The sequence below is a fragment of the Paraburkholderia sp. BR10141 genome (genome assembly GCF_056155635.1).
Genome location: NZ_JBMIQH010000001.1, coordinates 11,455 through 31,232, shown reverse-complemented (window position 1 = coordinate 31,232; position 19,778 = coordinate 11,455). Strand labels below are relative to the sequence as shown.

Below are 19,778 nucleotides of genomic sequence, written 5' to 3'. Positions count from 1 at the left end.
CCTCTGTGCGTACTCAGGCGGAAAGCGCCGCGGCGCGTGCGCCCGCATAGCCGAGTTCGGCGGAGATCGCATCGGCGCAGGCTTGAAGACGTTCGAGGTAGTCGGGAATCTCGGCGCGGCCGATGCGCATTTCCGGCCCTGAAATGGCGACGGCCGCCACCGTCGCGCCCGACATATCGCGCACCGGCGCGGAGATCGCCACTGCGCCGGCCGTCACTTCGCCGAGACTCACGGCGTAGCCCTTGCGCGCGATCGCATCGAGTTCCTCGACAAGCGCGATCAGGTCCGGCGCCTCGGGCATCTTCTTCATGCGCGCGAGATAGTCGGTGCGCACGGCACCGGGTGCGAAGGCGAGCAACACCTTGCCCGAAGCGCCGTGGTTGATCGACCGGCGGTTGCCCACCGCGCCTACTGCTCGCACCTGGTGCGTGGTCTCGCATCGCGCGACGCAAACCGTCTCGAGGCCCTCGCGCACCCGCAGCACGATCGTCTCGTTGATCGCCTGGTTGAGCGCGAGCATGTGGCGCGAGGCGGAGCGCACGAGCGTGTTCTGCTGCGTGGCTGCCACGCCAAGTACGAAGGCTTGCGGGCCGAGCGCGTAGGTGGAGGTTTGCGCGTCCTGCACGACATAGCGGTGCAGCTCCAGCGTGCAGAGCATGCGATAGGTGCGCGATTTGTTGATACCCAGCTGCGTGGACAGTTCCGTTACGCCAAGGCCGGGATGCTCGGCCACATAGCTGAGCAGTTTGAGCGCGTTGTCGACGGCATCGACGATATAGGTCATGGTTATGCTCACTTTGCGTTGAGTCGCGCGCGCACCCGGTGGGCGAGGGCGTCGGCGAAGGCGTCGAGGTCGCACTTGAGCGTGTCGAAACCCGCGTGCTTCGAACACGTCGCCTCATCCATGTAGAGCGCGCGGTTCAGTTCGATCTGGATGCTGTGCCGGTTGCGCGCCGGATCGCTCACAGCGCGCAGCAGGTCGCCGCCCTGGTAAGGCTCGTTGATCTGCACGCGATAGCCGGCGGCCGCAAAGTGCTCGGCGACCCATTGCGTGAAGGCCGGATCCGACGTCGTGCCGCGCCGGTCGCTGATGACGAAATCGGGGCGCGCCTCGCCCGAGTCGACGTTCATTTCGTTGCCGCGCGATTTCATGGAGTGACAATCCACGTGCCATAGCGCGCCGTGCTGTGCGTAAGCCGTTTCGGCCGCCTGCGCGAGCGCCGCGCGGTAGGGGCGGTAATACGCGTCGATGCGGTGCCGGACTTCATCGACAGAAAGCTTGCGATCGTAGAGCGGCATGCCGGGCAGCGCGTAGCGGCGGATCAGTCCCATGCCGCGTCGCGTGTACGGCTCGGGCGCGAGCGGCTCGGGCCAGGGCTCGGCGAGCAGTTCGGCGTCGATGTCGGTGATGGCGCGGTTCGGGTCGATATAGGCGCGCGGAAAACGTGCGCCGATCAGCACGCCGCCGCGCGCGGGAACGCCGCCCCACAGTTCGTCGACGAACGCGTCCCACGAGGTGAGGATCGCCTCGCGCGGCGCGACGGTGCCGAAGTCGTCCGGCAGCGCAATACCGCTATGCGGGGAGTCGAACACGATAGGCAGCGGCGCAGCCTGTGCCGCAACGGTGAAGCAGGGCGCGTGTTCGTCTGCCTGGGGGGAAAGAAGGCTGGTGTTCGTCATCGCTAGTCGGTCACTTGTCGCGTGTTTTAATGAATAAAACAGCGTTTTAATTTCAAGAGACAGCGTAGCGCGCGGTAAAAATTGGGCCGATTGGGGTTTCCCCTGGAATGGCTCGGTAAAAACGGTGAAATGAACCAACTGTAAAGGATTACAGCGATTTTGACGGACGCCGCGACGCCTTGGGTCGTGTCGCGGGTTTTTGACAGCTTCTTGACGGGACGGAAAGCCGGCCCGAATAATTAATAATACGCTGTTTTAAACAATAAAACAAGCGGGGGGCAAGCATCGCTAACGGGGACTACGAGCAGGCAACCGTCGCTCTGCGCTGCACAGCAATGCCGTTTCATCAGGACTGCAAAAGATAGATCGCACCTCGCGGCGCGCATCTGGAGATCAACGTCAATTCACGGCACATCGAATGCCAGAAGGAGAAAAACGCATGTTTCACGCATCCCGGCACACCCTCGCACTCGTCATCGGCGGTCTCGGTCTCGCGGCCTCGCACGCTAACGCGCAGTCGAGCGTCACGCTCTACGGCATCGCCGACGGCGGCTTCACCTACACGAGCAACCAGGGCGGCAAGTCGAACTTCCAGGCGACGGCCGGCAGCGAGCAGGGCTCGCGCTGGGGCCTGCTCGGCAGCGAAGATCTGGGCGGCGGCAATCGCGCGATCTTCCGCCTCGAGAACGGCTTCAACCTGCAGACCGGCACCGCGAGTGCGAACGGTCGCATCTTCGGCCGCCAGGCGTGGGTGGGCCTCGCGAGCGACCGCTGGGGCTCGCTCACGTTCGGGCGCCAGTACAACGCGGCGCAGGACTCGCTCGAACCGCTGCAGATGGCCGTGGAGACGTCGCAATACGGTACGCACCCGTTCGATACCGACGACCTGAACAACACGTTCCGCACCGACAACTCGGTCAAGTACGTCACGCCCAAGTTCCACGGCCTGACGATCAACTCGATGTACGGTTTCAGCAACAACGCGGGCAACTTCGGGACGAACCGTTCATGGAGCGTAGGCGCGAGCTATGCGGGCGGGCCGCTGCAGTTCGGCGCAGCGTATGTACAGCTCGATCATCCGGCCACGGACACGACCGGCGCGATTCCTTCGGACAACTACTTCACGTTCCTGAAGGGCATTACGCAGCAGCGCATCTGGGGCGCGGGCGGTGTGTACACCTTCGGCAATCTCGGCGTGGGTGCGATGTACACGAACGTCGCGTTCGAGCTGACGCCGCAAAGTCAATACCAGCACTATCAGAACGCGGAAGTCAGCCTGCGCTATGCGATCACGCCGTCCATTCATGCCGCGATCGGCGAAACCTGGACGGGCGTGAATGCGAACGGCCAGAAGGATAGCTGGCACTACTGGCAGACGACCAGCGCGCTGCAATACTTCCTCTCGAAGCGCACGGATGTCTATCTCGACCTCATCTATCAGCGCGCAACGAACGCCGTGGCGCAGATCGAAGGGACGTCTGGCGCATCGAGCAACGGCAACCAGTTCCTCGCGGTGACGGGCATCCGCCACAAGTTCTGAGTGGCTGACCCGGGCGGTCAGTTCGCGGCGCGCTCGCGCGTGCCGATCGTGCTGGCCGCCTTCGCCTGCTTCGCGGGCTTGCGCCGCGCACGCGCTTTCTTGAGCCAGATGAGCACGCCGGTCACGCTGAGCATCGCGACGACAACGCCGGTAATGCTGATGGCGATACGTCCCGGCAGCCCGGCAATGCGGCCCGAGTGCAACGGAAACTGCGCCTGCATGAAGATATCGCCTGCGCTGCCGCGGCCCGGAATCTGCCTGCCGAGCACCTGGCCCGTGCGCGCGTTCATGATGAGCCAGGCATTGCCGAGGCCCGCGTCACCGTGATCGTTGCCCGCCTCGAAGTAGCCCACGCCATACACGCCGGAGGTGGGCAGCCCGAAGAGTCCCCCCGGCGGCGCTGTGATGCCTTCCCGGCGGCCCATCCCGGCGGCTTCCGCCACGATGCGTTCGCGCGCGGCGGTGGCTTCAGCGGGCGTGAGCGCGGGGCTCGGCGCGACGATGCGGAACGGGTCCGGCGCGAGCGTCGAGAACACCGACACCACGGGGCGCACGACCTGCGTGCCGAGGTTCATCGAAATCGATGTCACGGCCACCACGATCAGGAGTCCCCAGAGCCACACGCCGCCCGAGCGGTGCAGATCGAACGTGAGCGCATACCCGCCGCGCTTCACGCGAAAGGCGAGCGACTTGCGCCAGCTTTTCAGGTTCGGGAACGCGAGGACGATCGCGATGAAGCCGTCGAGCAGCCATACCATCCCCACCACGCCCATCGTCCACACGCCGAAGTCGATGCCCATCTTCGTCGGCATGAATAGCGTGTAGTGGAGTTGGTAGAGGAAGGGGATCAGGTTCTGGCGCGCAAGCGAAGCCTTGCCCCACATGCGGCGGCCTTGCTCCTCGCCCGTGACGGGGTCGAGCGCGACCTGGTTGAAGTCGAGCGCGTAGGGCGTCTGACTCGCGGGGTTCAGGCGCGGCGCGACTTGCGCGATCCAGGTATGGCCAGGCTCGACGGAAAGCGGCATGAAGGTTACGACCGCATGCGGTTCTTCGGCCTCGAGACGCTTCGCGAGTTCGAGCGCAGGCAGCGGGGTGCCCGGCGTCGCGCTACGGAAGAACGTTGGATTGAGCAGCGCGTCGAGTTCGTGGTCCCACGCGATCACCGCGCCGGTCAGTCCGGCGAGGAACAGGAAGGCTGCGGTGCCAAGACCGAACCAGCGGTGCAGGCGGACCAGCATCGGTCTCATGCAAAACCTCGGCTCGCCGGCCGGCGCGCGGGGGCGAACGCAATCACGATTGGGCTCACGGCAATCTTGAAAAATACTGCAAATAGGAATCGTTTGCATTCTACGGATCGACCGTCGAAGGCGCAAGCTTTGCGAAAGGCGAGGATATGGGGGCGGAAGAAGCGCGGAGCGCGCAGAAGCGGACGTGGCGCTTGCGAGATGTCGTCGCGAGCGCCGCTACGACCATGAGACGCGATGCCCGGCCGCAGCGGCCGGGCGTGCGATCACACGGGGTCCTTGTCCGGCGGCCCCTCGGGCTGCTGCGGTTCGTCCTTGTGATGGCCCGGTGCCGGTGGGGTGAGCGGGTCGCGTTCGGGGTCCCGTGTCGGATCGGCGAGTGGATCGGGAAGCGGATTCGTGTGCGAGCAGATCATCGCGAGGTCCTCTTGCGCTAAAGCGTGCGGACGTGTGGTGCGCGTCAACCTATAGCGTAGGCGATCGATTGCATGCCTGGCACTCGCAATTGAACAATCGCCGCGCGCGAGTGCGTGCGAATCAGAGCCCGTCGAGGTCGGCCGGCGTGTCGACGTCGCGCAGAATGCCCGGATCGTCGACTTCGATGCGTGTGAGCGGGTGGGTGCTCAGCAGGGCGCGTGCGCCCGCGTCGCCGTCGAGCGCGACGAGCGCTGCGCGATGCGCGTAGCCGAAGCCCACCGGATGTCCGCGCTGCCCGCGATAGAACGGCGCGACGAGCGACGCGCCGCCATCCAGTGTGCGCGCCACGGCTTCGATCGATTCGACGGCAATGCAGGGCATGTCGGCCAGCGCGACGATCCAGCTTTCCGCTTCATGATCGGTTTCCACGCCCGCAGCGAGGCTCGCGCCCATGCCGCGCGCGGCGTCGGGGGCGAACACCACCTCGCAGCCCGCGTCGTTGAGCACATGCGCGAGTGTTTCCGCCCCGGGACGGACAACGGCGATCACTTTGGGTACGACGCGTAGCAGCCGTTGCGCGGATTCGCGCGCGACGCATGTGCCTTCAGGGAGGGGAGCGAGGAGCTTGTTGCGCAGTCCGTTGGGATCGAAGCGCGAACCGGTGCCGGCGGCGAGCAACACGCCGGTGGCGAACGAAGCATAGGCCATGGGTGTGATACGCCGCGAAGAGGGTGAGCAGTGATTGTGCGGCGCAAGCGCGCGTGAGGCAAGCCCCGCGCGCGGCATAGGCCTTGCTCTGTCCTGCGTTTGCCGACTGCGCATGCACTATGCGGGTGCAGACCGGTGCCCTGTCACGCAAGCGAATTCATCTGTGGAACGACCTTGTCGAGCGTGATCGGCAAATCGCGTACGCGCACGCCCGTGGCGTGATACACGGCATTCGCAATCGCCGCCGGCACGCCGGTAATGCCGATCTCGCCGATGCCGCGCACGCCAAGCGGATTGAAGCGCAGATCGGGTTCGCCGACGAACAGCACGTCCAGCTCGCCGATGTCCGCGTTCACGGGCACGTGATATTCCGCGAGATTGTTGTTCGCAATGCGGCCCATGCGCGTGTCGAAGAGGCCCTCTTCGTGCAGGGCCGTGCCCACGCCCCATACCATGCCGCCCATCAACTGGCTGTGTGCCGTTTTTTCGTTGAGCACGCGTCCCACGTCGTACGCGCCGACCATGTGCGCCACGCGCATCGTGCCGGTATCGGCATCGACGTGCACTTCGGCGAACACCGCGCCGAATGAGTGAAACGCATACTGCTGCTTCTCCGCGCCTGGCTTCGTCGCGGCCTGCGCCTCGAGCGGCTGGCCGCCCGCGCGTGCGATGACGGCGGCGGCCGGGTCGCGTCGCGAGCTGTCGCTGCGGCTTACGACCCAGCCGTCCTGCACGGTCACGTCGTCGGCAGCGAGTCCGTAGACGGGCGAGCCGCGATCGGCGCGCGCGAGCGCAATGAGCCTGTCGCGTACGGCCATGCACGCGGCCTGCACGGCGGGCGAGACACTCGCCGCCGACTGCGAGCCGCCCGAAACGGGCGCGATCGGCAAGGTCGAATCGCCCAGCGCGAAGCGGATGCGGTTGGGCGGGAAGCCCAGCGCGTCGGCGGCCACCTGGGTCATCACCGTGTAGGTGCCGGTGCCGATGTCCTGGGTGCCCGACGCGACTATGGCGTTGCCGTCGGGCAGGATGCGCGCCACGGCGGCGGCTTCGCTGCGGTTCGCGGGATAGGTCGCGCTCGCCATGCCGAGGCCGATGAGCGTGTTGCCGTTGCGCATGGCGCGCGGCGTGGCGATGCGCCGTGACCAGTCGAAGCGTTGAGCGCCCGCCTCGTAACACTGGCGCAGCGCTTTCGACGACCACGGCTTGCCGTCCTGCGGCTCGCTTTCCGCGTAGTTCTTCAGGCGCAGCGCAACCGGGTCCATTTTCAGTTGCCACGCCAGCTCGTCCATGGCCGATTCGAGCGCGAACGAGCCGGTGGTTTCACCGGGCGCGCGCATGAAGGTCGGTGTGCCGACATTCAGGGGTACGACACGATGGCTCGTGCTGCAATTGGGCACCGCGTACATCACGCGCGTGACGAGGCCGCACATCTCGAGCCAGTCTTCGAAGGTGGACGTGTGGGCCAGCGTGTCGTGGCGCAGGCCCGTGAGCGTGCCGTCCGGGCGCGCGGCGAGCGACAGATGCTGCTCCGTGTGCGGGCGCGAGCCGACGGGGCCGAACATCTGCGGCCGCGCGAGCGCGAGCCTCACGGGGCGTCCCGTCTGCTTCGCGGCCATTGAGCACAGGCTCACGTGCGACCACGACGAACCCTTGCAGCCGAAGCCGCCGCCGAGGAACGGCGAAATCACGCGCACGTTGTCCGGCGCGATGCCGAACACGGCCGCCACCGCGTCGCGCGCGCCGTTCACGCCTTGGGTGGCGTCGTAGAGCGTGAGATCCGGGCCGTCCCAGTGCGCCATCGTCGCGTGCGGCTCCATCGGGTTATGGAATTGCGTGGGCGTGGTGTAGACGGCATCGAAGCGCACCGCGCCTTCATGCAACCCGGCTTCGACGTTGCCGCGCGTCGATTCGACCGGGCGCCCCATTGGGCTGGGCGGCGCGTGCGCGTCGCCTTTCGCGCGATTGAAGTCGAGCGTGGCCTGCGTCGGCGCGTAGGCGATGTCGACGTGACGCGCGGCATCGGTGGCGTGTTCCAGCGTGTCGGCAACCACGACTGCAACGGGCTCGTTGCTGTAGCGCACGACGTTGTCCTGTAGCAGCGTGAGGTGCCGTCCCGCTGGTGGTTTGAGCGGCGAGCGCCCGCCGTTGGGCAGCCGCATCGCGCTCTGGTACGTCATGACGAGCAGCACGCCGGGCATGGACTGCGCGCGGCTCGAGTCGATCGACGTGATCGTGCCGCTCGCAATCGTGCTGGTCACGAGCACGGCATGGGCGAGCCGCGTTTCGGGGAAATCGCTCGCGTAGAGGGCGCCGCCCGTGACCTTGAGCATGCCGTCGATGCGGTCCATCGGTTGTCCGGTCAGCGTGCTCATGCGAAATCTCCGGTGTTGTCGGCTTGCGTGCCGGTGGCGGCGAGCAGCGTCGAGCGGATGATCGCGCGTTGCGCGAGTCCGACCTTGAACGCATTGCCGCTCAGCGGCTTCGCCTGCGCGAGTTCCGCCGCGGCGGCCTCGCGTAGCGTCGACGCGCTGAGCGTCTTTCCGGCGAGATGCTGTTCCGCCACGCTCGCGCGCCACGGTCGGTGCGCCACGCCGCCCAGCGCGATGTGCGCCGCGCGGATGCGGTGGCCGTCGAGTTGCAGCGCGCTCGCGACCGAGACGAGCGCGAACGCATAGCTCGCACGGTCGCGGATCTTGAGGTAGTGCGCGTGCTCGCTGAACAACGGCGGCGGCAGGTCGACCGAGGTAATCAGTTCACCTGATTGAAGTGTCGTGTCGAGATCGGGCCTGTCGCCGGGCAGGCGATGAAACGAGGCGAACGGGATGGTGCGTGCGCCGCCCGGTCCGCTCACTTGCACGGTGGCGTCGAGCGCCGCGAGCGCAACGCTCATATCGGACGGATTGACGGCCACGCATTGCGCGCTTGCGCCGAGGATCGCATGCATGCGATTGAAGCCGCCGATCGCTGCGCAGCCGCTGCCCGGTGCACGCTTGTTGCATTGGGTGAACGCGGTGTCGTAAAAGTACGGGCAGCGTGTGCGTTGCATGAGATTGCCGCCCACGGTGGCCATGTTGCGCAGCTGCGGCGACGCGCCGGCGAGCAGCGCCTGCGAGAGCAGCGGGTAACGCGTGCGCACGAGCGTGTGATTGGCCGCGTCGCTGTTGCTCACGAGCGCGCCGATGCGCAGGCCGCCGTTGGGCAGCGTTTGAACTTGATCGAGCGCCTCGATGCGCGTGATATCGATGAGCGTCACCGGATGCGCGATGCCGCCTTTCATGAGATCGAGCAGATTCGTGCCGCCGCCGATGAACGCCGCACCGGGACGCTGCGCGGCGGCAATCGCGCCGTTCACATCGGCGGCGCGCTGGTACGAGATGGCATCCATTTGTGTGCCTCCGTGCTCAGGCGCCGGCCGTGTGCGCGTCGCGCACGGCGGCCACGATGTTGACATAGGCGCCGCAGCGGCAGATGTTGCCGCTCATGCGCTCGCGTATTTCGGCATCGCTCAGTTGGGCGGGGCGCGTGCGCACGTCGGGCGTAGCGGCGCTCGCTGCGCCTGCCGCGAATTCGCTCAGGCATGCCGTGGCCGAACACAATTGGCCTGGCGTACAGAAGCCGCACTGGAAGGCGTCGTGCTCGATAAACGCACGCTGCACGGGACTGAGCGTGGCCACGCCCGCGAGCCCTTCGACCGTGGTGATGCGCTGGCCTTCGTGCATTACCGCGAGCGTGAGGCAACTGTTGATGCGCCGTCCTTCGACGAGCACCGTGCAAGCGCCGCACTGGCCGCGATCGCAGCCCTTCTTCGTGCCGGTGAGTCCCGCGTAGTCGCGCAGCGCATCGAGCAGCGTGACGCGCGGTTCGATATGCAGCGTGTAGGCGCGGCCGTTGATGTCGAGCCTGACCGGTTGCGCGGGCGCGGGCGGCGGCGCTTCGGTTGGGGCGGTGGCAGGCGGCGCATTCTGTGCATGCAGATGAGGCGTCGCGCTCAACGCGGCAGCGGCGGCCGCCGATTGCAGGAAGCGGCGGCGGGTGACGTCGGCGGGCGCGCGGGAGGGGGAAACTTGGGAGGCGTCGTCGCAATCGCACGGCGCATCGAGGGGACGTTCGTTGGACATGGCGATCTGCGGACTCCAGGATGAAGACAGTACATAAACCGGGACTTCAAGCGCTGGCCGCGCGGGGGCTTCGTCGCGCAGCGGCGCGCCTCTTTCGTGCAGCAATTCCGATGCCGCGGTGGCTCGACCGGGCACTGCAGAACTGCAAAGTGCACTTCTCGAACACGAAAGTAAAGCGCTTACGCGTGAATTTTTCGCTGCATATTGCTTGATGGCGCAACGCTGTCGCATGGCTGGCGCCATTCCGGCGCGAAGCTGGCGCCATGGACAGAAATGCAATGCCGCAGGCGGGAAAAGGGTATTGAAAGATGATTGCGCGACGAGTCGTTCCGCGCAACGCCTACGCTATGCGCGGTCTTCCTGAAAGTTGAGGTGTCGGCCTGGCTATCTGGTGCTTCACGCTCGACCACAATGGTACGGAGTCCTTCCGACACGCCGTAGACCGCAGCGGCGGTGCGCTTGCAGACATTCGCCTTATCGATCGACTGAGGAATTGCGCACGAGTCAATCGAGAGGATCGCTAACCATGCCGGCGGTGCTCAGCGCAGCCACGGCCTCGCGCAGCCACACGAGCGCCGGATCGGCGTGATTGCGTGGGTGCCATGCCGCATGCATCGAAAAGCCGCGTGCCTCGAACGGCAGCGCGAACAGATCCACGCGGTCCTGGTAGCGTGCGGCGAGCCGATAAGGCAGCGTTGCCACGTAATCTGTGCGAGTGAGCACCTCGGGCACGAGCGTGAAGTGCTGTACTGAGTGCGCCACGCGGCGGTGTCGGCCGAGCGCTTCGAGATGTTCGTCCATGAAGCCGAAGAAGCTCGCGCCGCTGGTCGAAACGAGCACGTGCTCGAGCGCGCAATAGCTGTCCAGGTCGAACGGGGCTGCGCCGCGCGGGTGCCCTTTGCGCTGCGCCACGACGAAGTGTTCGTCGTAGAGCTTTCTGGCCTTGAGTGTTGGCGGCACCTGTTGCGCGGAGCCGAGCAGCAAATCGATTTCGCCGCGCTCGAAGCGCTCGGCGAGCGAGCCGGATTCAATCGCGATGAACGCCAGTTGCAGGCCGGGCCCAGCCAGGCGCGGCCACGCGATCATCAGCGGCAGGCCGAGCACGGCCACGCACTGGTCGCTCGCGGCGACCACGAAGCGCCGCGTGCCCGTGAACGGATCGAAGGCGCTCTCGCGGCGCACCACCGTTTCGAGCGTCTTGAGCGCCGCATGCAGCGGCTCCATCAGTTCGAGCGCGCGCGCCGTGGGGGTCATGCCGCGGCCATTGGCGGCGGGAAGGAGCAGCGGATCGTCGAAGAGTTGGCGCAGCCGGGCAAGCTGCGCCGAAACAGCCGGCTGCGTGAGATTCAAGCGCGCGGCGGCGTGCGTCACGTTCAACTCGGCGAGCAGGGCGTCGAGTGATACGAGCAGGTTGAGGTCGATACCGGAGAGATCAATCACGGTGATGGGTGGAATGTCGGCAATTGATTTCAAGAATACGTCTCGCTCGCCTAGAGTTCAATCCGTCCGATGAACACCCTTCCATTAGGAGAAGCCATGAAAGCCTGGATGCTCGATCAACCCGGCCAGCCGCTCGCGCTGCGCGACGTGCCGCAACCCGAACCGCGCCGCGGCGCGTTGCTGGTAGGCGTGGAGGCCGTGCCGCTCCTGAGCTATACGCGCCAGTACGTGCAGGGCAAGCTGCCCTACGGCTACCCGCAGGGGCCGTTTTCGCCGGGGACCAATGGCATCGGTCGGGTGCTAGCGGTCGGTGAAGGCGTGTACGGCTATCGCGTCGGCCAGCGCGTCGCGCTGAGCCCCTACTGGATCGCCGACGAAGCGCTGCGCGAGCCCGCCCATGCGCTGCTCGGGCTCACGGCGATCAGCCCGGACAGCGGGCCGATGCTCCGCGATTATCCGCACGGCACGCTGCGCGAGGCCGTTGAGTTTCCGGCCTCGACGGTATTTCCGCTCGATGGCCTCGATCATGTTCCTTCGGCGCAGCTCGCGGCGCTCGGCAAGCTCGTGGTGCCGTTCGGCGGCCTGCGGCGCGGCCGGCTCGCGGCAGGCGAAACCGTGGTGGTGAACGGCGCGGCCGGCGCGTTCGGCTCGGCGGCCGTGCTCGATGCGCTCGCACTCGGCGCAGGCCGTGTGGTGGCGCTCGGACGGCGCGCGGCGGCGCTGGCGCCGCTCGCGAAGCTCGGCGGCGGGCGTGTGGTCACCGTCGCGCTCAGCGGTGAGATGGCGCGCGACGTGGAGGCCATCCGTGCGGCCGCGAACGGCGGCGCCGATCTCGCCTTCGACATGGTGGGCCACGCCACCGACCCGGGCGCTACGCTCGCTGCGCTGCGCAGCCTGCGCCGCAACGGCCGCATGGTGCTGATGGGCAGCATGGAGGTGGATCTGCCGATCAAGTATGGCGAGATGCTCATCAACAACTGGGAGTTGATGGGCCACTTCATGTACAGCGGTGCGGACTACCGTGCGCTGATCGCGCTCGTGCAGTCCGGGCAACTGCCGCTCGATGCGATCGAAGTCCAACGTCACCCGTTCGATGCGCTGGAGACCGCGATCGACGCGGCGGAAAAGGCGGAAGGGCTGACCTGCGTGACGGTCTGCACCTCGCAAGGCGCTTGAGCGCGCCATAAACAAATCGGCCCGCAAGCGCGATTGACGCTTGCGGGCCGATGACGTTGCGAGTGCAGCGAGGTTCAGTCGATGCCGTGGAACACGGCGTCGTCCGGGCCGAGATAGGCAGGCGGACGCCAGACAGCGTCGCGCATCGAGTGCTGCACGAGATTTTCCACGCCCAGCAGCACCGCGAAGATCGCCATGCGCACCGGAATGCCGTTGTCGGTCTGGCGGAAGATCGCGAGGCGCGGATCGTGGTTCAGATCGGTCGAGAGATCGTTGGCGCCCGGGCGGCTATCGCGCGGCAGCGGGTGCATCACGAGCGTTTCAGCGCTGCAGCACTCGTCCATCGTTGCCTGGTTGATCTGGAATTCGGGCGTGTAGCCTTCGAACGACTCGTCGGCGAAGCGCTCCTTCTGGATGCGGGTGGCGTACACCACATCCGCACCGCGCAGACCCGCGCGCAGGTCGTGCGTCTGCTCGACGACGTGGCCGTTGGTCGAAATCTTGTCGACGATGTACGCCGGCATTTCGAGCTGCGGCGGCGAAATGAGCGTGAACTTGATGCCGCGATACAGCGCGAGCAGCTTCACGAGCGAGTGCACCGTGCGGCCGTACTTGAGGTCGCCCACGAGCGCGATATGCGCGCCGTCGACGATCTTGCCCAGACGCGAGAACTCGCGCTGGATCGTGTAGAGATCGAGCAGTGCCTGGCTCGGGTGCTCGCCGGGACCGTCGCCGCCATTGATCACGGGGATATTCACGGCGCGCGCGAATTCGGCCACCGAGCCTTGATCAGGATGCCGAATCACCATCGCATCCACGTAGCCGGCCATCACGCGGCTCGTGTCGTAGATCGATTCGCCCTTGGCCATCGAGGAGAACGTGAAGCCGGTCGTGTCGCACACCGAACCGCCCAGGCGGCAGAACGCGGCGCCAAAGCTCACGCGCGTACGCGTGCTGGCTTCGAAGAACAGGTTGCCGAGCACCGCGCCTTCGAGCACGCGCGAGATTTTCCGGCGGCGCGCGATGGGCTGCATGATGTCGGCCACGCGGAACAGGGCCTCGACGGAGTCGCGCGAGAACTGGTCGACGGAGAGCAGTTGCGGCTTGCCCTCGAACTGCATCTGGCTCGCGAGCGAGCGCGCCGAGTCTACGCTTTGCGTATAGTCTTCGCGCGGCTCGCCGTTGCCGACGATTTCCGAAACGAAGCGCTCGACGATCTCCGGCATGGCGCGCGATTCCTGCGACTCCTCGGGCAGCAGCCACGTGTCGAGCGCACGACGCGACACGCCGATGCGGCTCGCAAATGCGTCGCGGGTCATGTTCAGACGCCGCATGGCGTCACGGAGGAAGGCTTGTTGCGGAACGCTCATGCTGGCACCCGTGATTTCTGGTTAATGTACGCGGTGCGTATATTAGTTCGGTGGTGTGAGAAGTCAAGTTCTTTTGTCGGAGGAGCGCTCGAGAAACCGTTCTGCGCGCGTGAGACCGTACCGCTCGCGCAGCCCGCCGCTTGCTGGCACCCGCCCGCAACTGCGCGATCTCGGGTTAAACTGCGCGACATGCTACGTAACCCGCTCCGCCACGACCTGCCGAATCTCACCGCCGCCCCGCGCGCGGTGTCGTCGCTCGCGCAGGCCACTTCGGTGTGGGTGAAAGCCAAAGCCAAAAAACAGCCGCTCATCTGACCGGAGTCTGCTGTTCCGTCAGATGTGCGACGGAATAGCCAGTCGAAGGCGCCCTGCCTTCCGCCTCACTCACGGCTTGCTTCCCTCCTGCGCACCGCTGAACGGACCTTCCATACGGTCGAGTTCAAGGGAAAGTCATGTCTGAGTTTTCGGGTATCTGGATTCCGCTCATCACGCCGTTCAACGCCGGTGCAGTCGATCATGCGTCGCTCGACGCGCTCGTGCGCCACTACGTCGAGGCCGGGGTGGCCGGCTTCGTCGCGCTCGGCACGACCGGCGAACCCGCCGCGCTGAGCGACGCGGAAGCGGACGACGTGCTCGCCACCGTGCTGGCGTCGGCGGGCGGCCTGCCGGTCGTGGCGGGCGTGAGCGGCAATCACACGGCGGCCGTCTGCGAGCGGATCGCGGCGCTCAACGAGCAGCCCGTCGCGGGCGTGCTGGCGGCCGCGCCTTACTACATCCGCCCATCGCAGGCGGGTGTGATCGGCCACTTCGCGGCGCTCGCCGATGCAAGCCGCAAGCCCCTGATCGTCTACGACATTCCCGCGCGCACGGGCGTGCGCATCGAGTTGCCGAGCCTGCTCGAACTCGCGGCGCACGAGCGCATCGTCGCGGTGAAGGACTGCGGCGGCTCGCTCGACAAGACGCTCGCGCTGATTCTCGACGGCCGTTTGCAGGTGCTCTGCGGCGAGGACATCGACATGTTCGGCGCGATGTGCGCGGGCGCGAGCGGGGCAATTGCGGCGTCGGCGCATTGGCGGCCGGAGCGTTTCGTGGGGATGGCGCGCGCGTTGCAGGAAGGGCGTCTCGCCGATGCGCGCGCGATCTGGCACACACTCGTGCCGCTCGTGCGTGCGGCGTTCGCGGAGCCGAATCCGGGCCCGGTGAAGGCGGGGCTCGCTGCGTGCGGGCGTATCCGCAATGAACTGCGCGCGCCGATGACGCGTGTGAGCGATGAGCTGGAGGCGTCGCTGGCGCGCCTCGTGGTTTGACGCTGCCCGTGCGGAAAGGGTGCGTGGTGGGATGGGATGCTGGGGCAGGTGCGGCGTGCGCCGGTTCTTGTGCGCCGCCCGGAAGCGGCGCGTCTAGCGCGCCGCGCGTGCGTTCGCGGCGCTGGACGCGCGGCGGCGGCGCGAGCGAGGGCGTTCGACTGCAGCGGGTTCGCCGTTCAGCAGAATGCGGCGGCCGGGCACGTGCTGCGCAACGAGGCGGGCGATATCGAGCGCCGTGCTCTCGGCGGGCACGACCTGACGGCGGGCGCTGTCATCGAGCGGCGTTGTCCATTCGACGAGCCGGTAAGCGCGGCCCCACGGATGCTGGAGCGGCGTGGACACCCGGCACGACGCGACCGTCGAAGCGGCGCCGTCGCGCAGCAGGGACTGCAGGTGCACTAGTACATCGTCTTCAACCATGACCTCGCTCCTCCTAAGCTTGCCGCGCAAAAAAACGCCGCCGATGTTCCGGCGGCTCAACAGGGGTTGAGCCTATGTTTGCAGCAAAGAATTAAACCAACCTTAAGAGAGGGGCTTGGGCGCCGGCAGCCCGAGTGTGACCGGCACGGCCGATGGCGGCAGCGGTGCGAGCCCTATGAGGGCGCGCACCAGCCAGAAAAATGCTGGGCGGTGGAGCGGCCGGCCTGCGTGTGGCCGGCGCAAAGACAAGCTGACAGACGGCGATTAGTGCGGCTTCGTGCCATTTTGCCGCAGCGTCGCACGCGTCTTGCGGGCGGCGAAAAGCGGCAGATAGTCCTGGATGCGCGCTTGCGCTCGATATTCATTGAGCGTGTCGGCGTAGATGCGCGCGACCGTTTCCTCCGGCGTATTGGTTTCTTCGGCGATGGTATGGACGATCTCGGAAGCATCGGCGGTCTTCGGCATGACTTGGCTCCGGTCAGCGACGTGGGGTTGGCAGGCGGGTTTCAATTCAAGGACATCCGGGCGCGGGATACCAATTGAATCCACCTATCGCGCAAAACCGCCATACGCGCATCACAAGCGTGAACTGTCTGAGCATTGACGCTCGCTTGCGCGAGCCCTGTATTTTCGGGGCTTCCAGCGCAAAAACGACCACGGCGAGACAGAATGTCTGCGCCGTGGCCGCCTGATGGCATGCGGCCATGGGCCGCACGCGTTCCGCTTATGTCACCTTACGCCGCGGTTTCGAGCGACGGGTAGTCCGTATAGCCCGTTTCGCCGCGCGCGTAATACGTCGACGGATTCGGCGCGTTGAGCGGCGCGTTCAATTCGAAACGGCGCGGCAGGTCGGGGTTGGCGATGAAGAGCTGACCCCACGCGACCGCGTCGGCTTCGCCTGCCGCGAGCACCGCTTGCGCCGATTCAAGCGAGAACTTTTCGTTCGCGATGAACGGACCGCCGAATTCGGCCTTCAGCTGCGGCCCGAGACGGTTGTCGCCAAGCGATTCGCGCGCGAACAGGAACGCGATCTTGCGCTTGCCGAGCTCGCGCGCCACATACCCGAACGTCGCCGCCGGATTCGAATCGCCCATCGTGTGAGCGTCGCCGCGCGGTGCGATGTGCATGCCTACGCGATCCGCGCCCCACACATCGATACACGCGTCGGTGATTTCGAGCAGCAGGCGCGCGCGATTTTCGATCGAGCCGCCATAGGCGTCCGTGCGCTGGTTGGTGGTGTCCTGCAGGAACTGGTCGAGCAGGTAGCCGTTCGCGCCGTGAATTTCCACGCCGTCGAAACCGGCCGCTTTCGCGTTGATCGCGCCCTGGCGGAACGCGGCGATCACGCCGGCGATCTCTTCGGTTGCGAGCGCGCGCGGCGTGACGAAGCCGCGTTGCGGACGCACGAGGCTCACGTTGCCTTGCGGCGCAATGGCGCTGGGCGCCACCGGCAGTTCGCCGTTCAGGAACACAGGGTCGGACACGCGACCGACGTGCCACAGTTGCAAGAAGATGCGGCCGCCCGCGGCATGCACCGCATCGGTCACGATCTTCCAGCCTTCCACTTGCTCCTGCGACCAGATGCCCGGCGTTTCGGCATAGCCGACGCCTTGCGGCGTCACCGAGGTCGCCTCGCTGATGATGAGGCCGGCGGTGGCGCGTTCGGCGTAGTACTTCGCCATGAGTTCGTTGGGCACGCGCACTTCACCGGCGCGTTGACGCGTGAGCGGGGCCATGATGATGCGGTTCGGCAGCGTGAGGTCGCCGATCTGGATGGGGTCGAAAAGCGTTGCCATGTAGGGTCACCTTGTCTGCGGGCGCGGCCCGCGGGCTGAAAAGCGATACAGGAATCGAAACGGACGATGCGTATTCAGCAGATGTTTCGTCGCTGAAGCATCACAACTGCGCGTTCATATGTGCGATAAACGCCTCGATGACCGGCTCGTTGCGCTTGAAGAACACCCACTGCCCCACGCGTTTGGACGTGACGAGTCCCGCCTTCTGCAAAACGGCCAGATGCGCGGACACCGTCGATTGCGAAAGCTCGCAATGCGCGTCGATCTTGCCCGCGCAAACGCCGTTTTCGAGCGGCAGCTCCTGGTCGCCAAAGTGCACCTGCGGCTCGCGCAGGCACGCAAGAATCTCGCGGCGCACCGGATTGGAGAGCGCCTTGCAGATCGCGTCGACGTCTAGAGCGGGAGTGGTAGGGGAATTCTTCATCGAGGCTGCATCGTAACTGTCCGAATCATATATCGGATTTCTACGATATGGGCGATGGCACTGATTTCAATAGGGTTGTCCGTTATCGACATACAAAAAAGTCCGCACTTTCGTGGAGACGCTCAAGACAATCAAAAAAGAACACATCTTCGTCCGCATAGTGGGATTTTTCATTATGCATATGTTTATATTGAGATTTTGTCCATTGCTTATGCGGCATTGGGAGCATCTGAAACTGCTGGAAAAAGCGATAGAGTGTTCCGCTTGATGTTCGGATAACTAAATATAAGTTCGCACTCGCCACGCGCAGTACAGGTTTGTTGAATCATTTCATTTTGCTTTCGATTTTCGGCTTGCGGTTTGGGTCGGGTGCGGCGCAGCGTGTGAGAGCGTCGCGGTGATACTCGAGCGCTGCCGCAATCTGTGCTCGATCCGGACGGTACTTTTGTCTCTAGCGCCGAGGGTATGTCATGGAGAAGTGCTCGCCCTTTGCTGGCGTACAGGTATGCCGTTGGGCAGGCGGGTCGCCGCCGCCTGCCCTTGGAAAACCTTGTCTACGCAGGTTCGAGCGGTCTTGGATACGAGGAAGGTTCCGATGAAGGTGCTTGCGGCAGAGCCTCAGATCGTGTCTAAAGCGGGCGATCATCGTTGCGGGAGCCCGCGTGCACGCGGAACGAACCGGCGTGGGCGCAATTGTGAAGAGTGAATCTACCGCACCACTAGCCCGCCCTAAAAATAGGGTCGTATCGATAATCGACAACTTGAACCTCTCTCATCGAACTTCGCGAGGGTTCCGGGCAGAGCGTGTGGGAATCGTTATATGGGGTGCGGTCACATGTTGAGGCGTCTGGTTCTGCTACGATTCCAGCGTGTAGCGAAAAGGGCCATGGTGAGGAGATCGCGGTTTTTGATGATCGCCTCAGCAGCAAATCAATTCATAAATCAAAAGGCGAAATCGCGGGGGCGATGTGAAAAGCGTCGAAGACCTAGTTGGTGTCGAAGTACGCGGCCGATAGCCGCGCCGTTTGAGCGACAGCACTGCTTTGAGCCTGGACTTCGGGGAGGACCATGTAATGCCGTCCACTCCCGGCGTCCGTCTGCCCTGATTCTCAGTCACCCGTCTGACGGCGAGTGCCTTGCCGCTGAACGAGTGGGTTAGCAGCCATTGCAAGGCTTTTACCTTGCCCCAGCGGCCTTCCTGCGTTGCCTTCACGATACGCGCCTGGAGCCTTCGGATCTCGCGATAACACCCGGCCCAGTCGATGCTGTGCCAGTGCGTCGCTCGATCGGAGGACGCACCAGTGCCTTGCTGCTGCACCGTCATCTGCTTCTCCTCCTTTGAAGGTTGATCAAACTCTCTCGTGACGAAAGACCAAACGGAAGTGGGCCTGCTTTCGCATGCGGTGATGTTGCAACCGCTATGCTGCCCATTACAGGCAGCCGTTCGCTTTCTCCGTCATCCTCTACCCGCACCGCCAACAGCCTTCCTTGCGGTTGGCCTGCCCCGACAGCATGGGCGGCGATACGGGCTTACCGAGTTCCGCGTAGTTCGCACGGATGGTTTAGGTTCTGCCTCTCCACCGGTGGCGATGGTGTCCGTGCTGCCCGATGAAATAGCGAGCAGACCCGCCACGGTCCCTTTTTGGGGCTGGCCTATCAGTGTCTTTGGCCCGTTCCGAATGACGGTGTTTATCAGCAGTTCAGGTGCCTTAACCTTGCCATCCAGCCTAGCGCCCCCTCCGCGTTGACACTCGCAGAGGAACATCGATCTCGCGATCTAGGTACGGCTTGCGCCGGGCTACATTGTTTCGGAGGCTTCACACGAGACCGTTGCCAGTCCCGCATGCCCCGATAGGCTACGGGCGACGGAACGCCCGGTTTTGCTCCCGCCGAACGTCAGCGGTAAAACCACGAACTACGCGACGTCACGTCGCACATATCGAATTCGGCCATTCTGCGCTGCAGATAGGCCACGATGCTGTCGCGCCTTCTTTCATCCATCTTCTGGTTATCTCCACTACGCATGTAATTGTCCCGTGCAGGCCGCCTCATCCGAGTGACGCCACAGGGGTGGCGCAGACGACGAGGCCTGATCGGGGCAACGCGCGCGCTCTTGTTTGGCGGGCACGTAAGGT

Annotated in this window: 19 protein-coding genes and 1 pseudogene; 5 read left to right on the top strand and 15 right to left on the bottom strand. The window is 65.2% G+C overall.

Annotated elements, in window-relative coordinates; genetic code table 11:
* Window positions 1-13: 13 nt before the first annotated feature.
* Both ACOJB8_RS00160 and ACOJB8_RS00155 read right to left on the bottom strand, forming a co-directional pair.
* On the bottom strand, window positions 14-784 hold the full coding sequence (locus tag ACOJB8_RS00160) for an IclR family transcriptional regulator (protein WP_069261780.1): 771 nt from the start codon (window positions 782-784) through the stop codon (window positions 14-16).
* Window positions 785-792: 8 nt separating this feature from the next.
* Window positions 793-1,680 carry an N-formylglutamate amidohydrolase gene (locus tag ACOJB8_RS00155; RefSeq protein WP_475010447.1) on the bottom strand — a complete coding sequence of 296 codons (888 nt, stop codon included), beginning with the start codon at window positions 1,678-1,680 and terminating at the stop codon, window positions 793-795.
* A 439-nt stretch (window positions 1,681-2,119) separates the two neighbouring features.
* On the opposite strand from ACOJB8_RS00155, the gene ACOJB8_RS00150 reads away from it, so the two are divergent.
* A complete protein-coding gene (locus ACOJB8_RS00150; RefSeq protein WP_368682561.1) occupies window positions 2,120-3,220 on the top strand; it encodes a porin in 1,101 nt (366 codons plus the stop codon).
* A 17-nt stretch (window positions 3,221-3,237) separates the two neighbouring features.
* On the opposite strand, the gene ACOJB8_RS00145 is transcribed toward ACOJB8_RS00150, so the two are convergent.
* The 7 genes from ACOJB8_RS00145 to ACOJB8_RS00115 form a co-directional block, all read right to left on the bottom strand.
* Window positions 3,238-4,467: a PepSY-associated TM helix domain-containing protein gene (locus ACOJB8_RS00145; RefSeq protein ID WP_475010446.1), complete on the bottom strand. Its 1,230-nt coding sequence runs from the start codon at window positions 4,465-4,467 to the stop codon at window positions 3,238-3,240.
* Window positions 4,468-4,730: 263 nt separating this feature from the next.
* Window positions 4,731-4,880, bottom strand: a complete 150-nt coding sequence (locus ACOJB8_RS00140; protein ID WP_176732810.1) for a hypothetical protein — start codon at window positions 4,878-4,880, stop codon at window positions 4,731-4,733.
* Window positions 4,881-5,001: 121 nt separating this feature from the next.
* Window positions 5,002-5,589, bottom strand: a complete 588-nt coding sequence (locus tag ACOJB8_RS00135; protein WP_069261784.1) for a nucleotidyltransferase family protein — start codon at window positions 5,587-5,589, stop codon at window positions 5,002-5,004.
* A 143-nt stretch (window positions 5,590-5,732) separates the two neighbouring features.
* Entirely contained in the window at window positions 5,733-7,964 is a 2,232-nt protein-coding gene (locus tag ACOJB8_RS00130; protein WP_475010445.1) for a xanthine dehydrogenase family protein molybdopterin-binding subunit, read from the bottom strand.
* Complete coding sequence (locus tag ACOJB8_RS00125) at window positions 7,961-8,977, bottom strand: FAD binding domain-containing protein (protein ID WP_475010444.1); 1,017 nt, start codon at window positions 8,975-8,977, stop codon at window positions 7,961-7,963. Before ACOJB8_RS00125 ends, ACOJB8_RS00130 begins: the two co-directional genes overlap by 4 nt.
* A gap of 16 nt (window positions 8,978-8,993) precedes the next feature.
* Window positions 8,994-9,710, bottom strand: coding sequence for a (2Fe-2S)-binding protein (locus tag ACOJB8_RS00120; RefSeq protein ID WP_342946679.1), 717 nt, complete (start codon window positions 9,708-9,710; stop codon window positions 8,994-8,996).
* Window positions 9,711-10,214: 504 nt separating this feature from the next.
* Entirely contained in the window at window positions 10,215-11,183 is a 969-nt protein-coding gene (locus ACOJB8_RS00115) for a LysR family transcriptional regulator (protein ID WP_475010443.1), read from the bottom strand.
* 63 nt (window positions 11,184-11,246) lie between these two features.
* Here ACOJB8_RS00115 and ACOJB8_RS00110 point away from each other — a divergent pair, with 63 nt between their 5' ends.
* A complete protein-coding gene (locus ACOJB8_RS00110; RefSeq protein WP_475010442.1) occupies window positions 11,247-12,326 on the top strand; it encodes a zinc-binding dehydrogenase in 1,080 nt (359 codons plus the stop codon).
* A gap of 74 nt (window positions 12,327-12,400) precedes the next feature.
* Here ACOJB8_RS00110 and ACOJB8_RS00105 read toward each other — a convergent pair whose 3' ends face one another.
* Window positions 12,401-13,696 (bottom strand): aspartate carbamoyltransferase, encoded by a 1,296-nt coding sequence (locus tag ACOJB8_RS00105; RefSeq protein WP_069261789.1) that lies wholly within the window; start codon window positions 13,694-13,696, stop codon window positions 12,401-12,403.
* 189 nt (window positions 13,697-13,885) lie between these two features.
* On the opposite strand from ACOJB8_RS00105, the gene ACOJB8_RS00100 reads away from it, so the two are divergent.
* Together ACOJB8_RS00100 and dapA are read left to right on the top strand one after the other, a co-directional pair.
* On the top strand, window positions 13,886-14,011 hold the full coding sequence (locus ACOJB8_RS00100; RefSeq protein ID WP_475010441.1) for a hypothetical protein: 126 nt from the start codon (window positions 13,886-13,888) through the stop codon (window positions 14,009-14,011).
* A gap of 137 nt (window positions 14,012-14,148) precedes the next feature.
* The gene (gene dapA / locus ACOJB8_RS00095) at window positions 14,149-15,003 is read left to right on the top strand and encodes a 4-hydroxy-tetrahydrodipicolinate synthase (RefSeq protein ID WP_475010440.1); all 855 of its coding nucleotides are present in this window, start codon (window positions 14,149-14,151) and stop codon (window positions 15,001-15,003) included.
* A 189-nt stretch (window positions 15,004-15,192) separates the two neighbouring features.
* Here dapA and ACOJB8_RS00090 read toward each other — a convergent pair.
* From ACOJB8_RS00090 to ACOJB8_RS00075, 4 genes and pseudogenes are all read right to left on the bottom strand, one after another.
* Window positions 15,193-15,423, bottom strand: a pseudogene (locus tag ACOJB8_RS00090) (DUF2866 domain-containing protein); the annotation flags it as partial.
* A 264-nt stretch (window positions 15,424-15,687) separates the two neighbouring features.
* A complete protein-coding gene (locus ACOJB8_RS00085) occupies window positions 15,688-15,888 on the bottom strand; it encodes a DUF3562 domain-containing protein (protein WP_028202533.1) in 201 nt (66 codons plus the stop codon).
* Between the two features lie 269 nt (window positions 15,889-16,157).
* Window positions 16,158-17,219 (bottom strand): alkene reductase, encoded by a 1,062-nt coding sequence (locus tag ACOJB8_RS00080; RefSeq protein ID WP_069261792.1) that lies wholly within the window; start codon window positions 17,217-17,219, stop codon window positions 16,158-16,160.
* 100 nt (window positions 17,220-17,319) lie between these two features.
* The gene (locus tag ACOJB8_RS00075; RefSeq protein ID WP_069261793.1) at window positions 17,320-17,643 is read right to left on the bottom strand and encodes an ArsR/SmtB family transcription factor; all 324 of its coding nucleotides are present in this window, start codon (window positions 17,641-17,643) and stop codon (window positions 17,320-17,322) included.
* A gap of 54 nt (window positions 17,644-17,697) precedes the next feature.
* Between ACOJB8_RS00075 and ACOJB8_RS00070 the strand changes: the two genes are divergently transcribed.
* Window positions 17,698-17,922, top strand: a complete 225-nt coding sequence (locus tag ACOJB8_RS00070; protein ID WP_475010439.1) for a hypothetical protein — start codon at window positions 17,698-17,700, stop codon at window positions 17,920-17,922.
* Between the two features lie 640 nt (window positions 17,923-18,562).
* Here the strand turns inward: ACOJB8_RS00070 and ACOJB8_RS00065 are convergent.
* Window positions 18,563-18,967, bottom strand: coding sequence for a reverse transcriptase N-terminal domain-containing protein (locus ACOJB8_RS00065; RefSeq protein ID WP_475010438.1), 405 nt, complete (start codon window positions 18,965-18,967; stop codon window positions 18,563-18,565).
* Window positions 18,968-19,778 lie beyond the last annotated feature (811 nt).

Excerpts from the sequence above, each read along its gene's own strand:
- ACOJB8_RS00080 (WP_069261792.1), bottom strand. The coding sequence starts at position 17,219 with ATGGCAACGCTTTTCGACCCCATCCAGATCGGCGACCTCACGCTGCCG.
- ACOJB8_RS00135 (WP_069261784.1), bottom strand. The coding sequence starts at position 5,589 with ATGGCCTATGCTTCGTTCGCCACCGGCGTGTTGCTCGCCGCCGGCACC.
- ACOJB8_RS00085 (WP_028202533.1), bottom strand. The coding sequence starts at position 15,888 with ATGCCGAAGACCGCCGATGCTTCCGAGATCGTCCATACCATCGCCGAA.
- ACOJB8_RS00120 (WP_342946679.1), bottom strand. The coding sequence starts at position 9,710 with ATGTCCAACGAACGTCCCCTCGATGCGCCGTGCGATTGCGACGACGCC.
- ACOJB8_RS00070 (WP_475010439.1), top strand. The coding sequence starts at position 17,698 with ATGGCACTGATTTCAATAGGGTTGTCCGTTATCGACATACAAAAAAGT.
- ACOJB8_RS00140 (WP_176732810.1), bottom strand. The coding sequence starts at position 4,880 with ATGATCTGCTCGCACACGAATCCGCTTCCCGATCCACTCGCCGATCCG.
- ACOJB8_RS00105 (WP_069261789.1), bottom strand. The coding sequence starts at position 13,696 with ATGAGCGTTCCGCAACAAGCCTTCCTCCGTGACGCCATGCGGCGTCTG.
- ACOJB8_RS00145 (WP_475010446.1), bottom strand. The coding sequence starts at position 4,467 with ATGAGACCGATGCTGGTCCGCCTGCACCGCTGGTTCGGTCTTGGCACC.
- ACOJB8_RS00160 (WP_069261780.1), bottom strand. The coding sequence starts at position 784 with ATGACCTATATCGTCGATGCCGTCGACAACGCGCTCAAACTGCTCAGC.
- ACOJB8_RS00075 (WP_069261793.1), bottom strand. The coding sequence starts at position 17,643 with ATGAAGAATTCCCCTACCACTCCCGCTCTAGACGTCGACGCGATCTGC.
- ACOJB8_RS00125 (WP_475010444.1), bottom strand. The coding sequence starts at position 8,977 with ATGGATGCCATCTCGTACCAGCGCGCCGCCGATGTGAACGGCGCGATT.
- dapA (WP_475010440.1), top strand. The coding sequence starts at position 14,149 with ATGTCTGAGTTTTCGGGTATCTGGATTCCGCTCATCACGCCGTTCAAC.
- ACOJB8_RS00100 (WP_475010441.1), top strand. The coding sequence starts at position 13,886 with ATGCTACGTAACCCGCTCCGCCACGACCTGCCGAATCTCACCGCCGCC.
- ACOJB8_RS00130 (WP_475010445.1), bottom strand. The coding sequence starts at position 7,964 with ATGAGCACGCTGACCGGACAACCGATGGACCGCATCGACGGCATGCTC.
- ACOJB8_RS00150 (WP_368682561.1), top strand. The coding sequence starts at position 2,120 with ATGTTTCACGCATCCCGGCACACCCTCGCACTCGTCATCGGCGGTCTC.
- ACOJB8_RS00155 (WP_475010447.1), bottom strand. The coding sequence starts at position 1,680 with ATGACGAACACCAGCCTTCTTTCCCCCCAGGCAGACGAACACGCGCCC.
- ACOJB8_RS00110 (WP_475010442.1), top strand. The coding sequence starts at position 11,247 with ATGAAAGCCTGGATGCTCGATCAACCCGGCCAGCCGCTCGCGCTGCGC.
- ACOJB8_RS00065 (WP_475010438.1), bottom strand. The coding sequence starts at position 18,967 with ATGACGGTGCAGCAGCAAGGCACTGGTGCGTCCTCCGATCGAGCGACG.